Source organism: Faecalibacterium sp. Marseille-Q4137 (assembly GCF_017377535.1).
In the GTDB taxonomy this organism is placed as follows: domain Bacteria; phylum Bacillota; class Clostridia; order Oscillospirales; family Ruminococcaceae; genus Faecalibacterium; species Faecalibacterium duncaniae.
In genome coordinates this window covers 1-1821 of the sequence record NZ_JAFREK010000100.1, presented here as the reverse complement: position 1 = coordinate 1821, position 1821 = coordinate 1, and the positions used below count along the sequence as shown (strand labels likewise).

The 1821-nt window shown below is 58.6% G+C and carries 2 protein-coding genes and 1 pseudogene; all 3 read right to left on the bottom strand.

The annotated features are described in order from the left end of the window. Positions 1–210: 210 nt before the first annotated feature. A complete protein-coding gene (recR, locus tag J3353_RS15930) occupies positions 211–810 on the bottom strand; it encodes a recombination mediator RecR (RefSeq protein WP_005931596.1) in 600 nt (199 codons plus the stop codon). A gap of 18 nt (positions 811–828) precedes the next feature. Beyond that, the gene (locus tag J3353_RS15925) at positions 829–1167 is read right to left on the bottom strand and encodes a YbaB/EbfC family nucleoid-associated protein (RefSeq protein WP_005931599.1); all 339 of its coding nucleotides are present in this window, start codon (positions 1165–1167) and stop codon (positions 829–831) included. Positions 1168–1185: 18 nt separating this feature from the next. Next, a pseudogene (locus J3353_RS15920) lies at positions 1186–1821 on the bottom strand (DNA polymerase III subunit gamma/tau); the annotation flags it as partial.

Here is a 1821-nt window from a genome sequence, read left to right as displayed (position 1 = left end):
GCCGCTTTCAGAAGTCATTCTTTCCGGCGGCCCTTGGCGCTCAAGTATAATACCATATCCATGAGCTTCTGTCAACACCTTTTTGCATCTTTTTTGAGTTTTTTCTATATTTCTTGAATTTGTTTCATTTCCCTGGCCGGGTGTTTCTTTTTTATCCCATAAACAGCACAAAGCCCCGCGCGCAAACGCAGGGCTTTGAAATACAAATGATTACAGTTCTCCCCGGCCAGACAGCGCCCGGTACAGGGTCGTCTCATCGGTATACTCCAGGCTGGCACCCACGGGCAGGCCATAGGCCAGACGGGTGGTCTTGATGCCCAGGGGCTTGATGAGCTTTGCCAGATACATGGCCGTTGCCTCGCCCTCAACGGTGGGGTTCATGGCCATGATCACTTCCTTCACTTCACCGTCCCCCAGACGGGCCAGCAGTTCCTTGACCGTCAGCTGTTCGGCACCGATGCCATCCATGGGGCTGATGAGGCCGTGGAGCACATGGTACATTCCATGGTACTCCCGGGTGCGCTCAAACGCCTGCACATCACGGGGCGTTTCCACCACACAGATGACAGAGCGGTCCCGCTTGGCACTGGCACAGATGGGGCAGAGCTCGGCTTCGGTATAATTCTGGCAGACACGGCAGCGGTGGAGCTTGGTGTGGGCGTTCTGGATTGCACCCGCCAGTGCGGCGGCATCCTGATCCGACATGCTCAGTACCTGATAGGCCATCCGGGTCGCACCCTTCCGCCCAATGCCCGGGAACTTGCTGAATTCTTCGATCAGCTTTTCCAGCGGAGCTGCATTATAACCCATGGTGCTCCTCCACTTTGATCAAAGACCGGGAATGTTCAGGCCGCCGGTCAGTTTGCCCATTTCGGCCTCGGCAGTCTCATCCACCTGCTTGACGGTTGCATTGACGGCAGCAGCCACCAGGTCTTCCAGCATCTCAATATCATCGGGGTCCACGGCCTCAGGCTTAATGGTGATGCTCAGCACCTCGTGCTTGCCGTTCATCTTCACAGTGACCATCTCACCGGATGCACTGCCGGTGTACTCAGCAGCTTCCAGCTCTGCCTGCTTGGCCTTCATATCTTCCTGCATCTTCTGGGCCTGACGCATCAGGGAGTTCATATCGGGGCGGCCGAAGCCTGCGGGCATTCTTGCTTTCATGGTTGGTTCTCCTTTTATTTATCGTTTTTTGCGTTCACTATCCTCAATCGACACCTCCAGCCCCAGCTGTTCCAGCTTGCGGAGGGATTCCTCGGCGTTGGCCGAAGCGCGATTGACCGTCTTGGATTCATAGGGGCCGATGGGCACCGCCACACCGGACACCTGTGCGATCAGCTTTTTGATGAGCTTCTGGCTTTCCTTGTTGGCGCGGATAAAATCCCGGAAGGTCTTTCCGCCATCGATAAGCACCCGGGTACCATCAAAGTAACCCTTGGACTTTTTCAGGTAGGTATAGAGCATGGGATCCTGCTCCTGCAGGAGCTTGATGACCTCTGCCCATTGCGGGAAGGGATTGATCCCCTCCGCTGCCACCTTGCGGGGCTTGTTCAGCGCCGGGTCCGCCGTATATTCCGGCTTAGATTCCGGCTGAGGCTGGACCGCAGGCACTTCCTGCGCGGGAGCCGGAGGCGCTTCTCTCTGCGGCGGCGCAGCCGGGGCCGGCTCGTCCCAGGGGGGCGGGGCCTCCGAAGTTACCGGCGGTTCCTCCGGCAGGGGCGGCAGCTCTTCTTCCACAGAAGGTGGCGGCTCTCTCCTGGGGGGCGCCCCCGGACGGCGGGGCGGGTTCCCAGCGGGGGTCTTGCTGGGGTGCGGTGG

What these genes read in the sequence shown, in the direction of transcription:
- recR (WP_005931596.1), bottom strand. Translation starts at nt 810, where the DNA reads ATGGGTTATAATGCAGCTCCGCTGGAAAAGCTGATCGAAGAATTCAGC.
- J3353_RS15925 (WP_005931599.1), bottom strand. Translation starts at nt 1,167, where the DNA reads ATGAAAGCAAGAATGCCCGCAGGCTTCGGCCGCCCCGATATGAACTCC.